The sequence below is a fragment of the Nocardia testacea NBRC 100365 genome (assembly GCF_000308775.1).
GTDB classification, from domain to species: Bacteria; Actinomycetota; Actinomycetes; order Mycobacteriales; family Mycobacteriaceae; genus Nocardia; species Nocardia testacea.
Genome location: NZ_BAGJ01000222.1, coordinates 1 through 1529, shown reverse-complemented (window position 1 = coordinate 1529; position 1529 = coordinate 1). Strand labels below are relative to the sequence as shown.

Here is a 1529-nt window from a genome sequence, read left to right as displayed (position 1 = left end):
CAGAGGCCTGGTACCGCAAAGCCGCCAACGCGGGAAACACCGACGCAATGAACAACCTCGGTATCCTGCTGCATGGACGCGGTGATGAGGCCGAGGCAGAGGCCTGGTACCGCAAAGCCACCGACGCCGGAAACACCGATCGCGATGAACAACCTCCGCAGTAGAGCGTGGTAGCAGTCATTCGTGCGGCAGCTACCCGGTGCGGGGTGTGAACGGACAATAGAAGTCGCTCGATCTCCGCGTCACCGTGTTGCGGAACTGCGCAGGTAGTTGTAGACCGTCTGGCGCGTGACTCCGAATTCGGCGGCCAGCACCGACTTCGACTCCCCGGCAGCTGCCCGGTCACGCAGCTGGGTGATCTGTTCGGTAGCCAGTGCCGGTGCTCGGCCGGTGTAGGCGCCGCGAACTTTGGCCGCGGCGATCCCTTCGCGCTGGCGCTCCAGGATCAGGGCGCGTTCGAATTCGGCGAAGGCCCCCATCACCGACAGCAGCAGGTTCGCCATGGGGGAGTCTTCCCCGGTGAAGGTCAGCGATTCCTTGACGAACACCACCTTCACGCCCTTGCCGGTCAGGGTGCGGACCAGCTGGCGGAGGTCGTCGAGGTTGCGGGCGAGCCGATCCATCGAGTGCACGATCACCTCGTCGCCCTCGCGGACGAACGCGAGCAGCTCATCTAGTTTCGGCCGGCTGGCGTCCTTCCCGGACGCCTTGTCGGTGAACGTCTTCTCAACCGCGACGCCGTCGAGCTGCCGGACGGTGTTCTGGTCGAGTGTGCTCACCCGGATGTAGCCGACCCGCATGCCGAAATCCCTTCCCGCACTCAAGTTGTCAACTTGGACTCTAAGAATCTAGTGGACAACTGTCAATAAACGCGGCAGGGGATTCTATTTTTACGCGTTTCGTCTCGGCGCCTGGTGTCTATTTAGGCTCTACTCCAACCCGACACTCACAGTTCCCGCACTGCAGAGAGATTCTTACGGGCCATAAGAGTGTTCGGGTGCTCCTCACCCAGGATCCGCTCGCAGTCGGCGAGAGTCTGCTCCAGCAGCGAGATCGCCTCCCCGACCCGACCCGCCAACTTGTAGGCGGCAGCGAGGTTATTGCGGGAGGACAGGCTGTTCAGGTCGTCAGGCCCCAGGATCCGCTCGCAGTCTGCGAGGGTGCGCTCGTAGAGCGGGATTGCCTCCCCGACCCGACCCGCCGCCCGATAGGAGTCGGCGAGGTTGTTGCGAAAGGTCAGAGTGTTCGGGTGTTCAGGGCCAAGGATCCGCTCACAGTCGGCGAGGGTGCGCTCGTAGAGCGAGATCGCTTTCCCGACCCGACCCGCCGCCCGATAGGAGTCGGCGAGGTTGTTGCGAAAGGTCAGGGCGGTGGGGTGGTCGGGTCCCAGGACCCGCTCGCAATCGTTGAGGGCCTGTTCCAATAGCGAGATGGCTTCGGGAGTCCGGCCCGCCGATTCGTAGGCACTGCCGAGGGCGGCGCGGGAGGTCAGGGCGGTGGGGTGGTCGGGTCCCAGGACCCGATCGCAG

General features: G+C 64.0%; 3 protein-coding genes. 1 reads left to right on the top strand and 2 read right to left on the bottom strand.

Annotation, left to right across the window (positions count from 1 at the left end; translation table 11 throughout):
- The first annotated feature begins 47 nt into the window (after window positions 1–47).
- Window positions 48–164 carry a tetratricopeptide repeat protein gene (locus tag ON38_RS36280; protein WP_245564197.1) on the top strand — a complete coding sequence of 39 codons (117 nt, stop codon included), beginning with the start codon at window positions 48–50 and terminating at the stop codon, window positions 162–164.
- Between the two features lie 78 nt (window positions 165–242).
- On the opposite strand, the gene ON38_RS25570 is transcribed toward ON38_RS36280, so the two are convergent.
- Both ON38_RS25570 and ON38_RS25565 read right to left on the bottom strand, forming a co-directional pair.
- Complete coding sequence (locus tag ON38_RS25570) at window positions 243–800, bottom strand: recombinase family protein (protein WP_039827568.1); 558 nt, start codon at window positions 798–800, stop codon at window positions 243–245.
- A gap of 146 nt (window positions 801–946) precedes the next feature.
- Window positions 947–1529 (bottom strand): tetratricopeptide repeat protein (locus tag ON38_RS25565; RefSeq protein WP_157181888.1); only part of this gene is annotated, 583 nt, incomplete at its 5' end.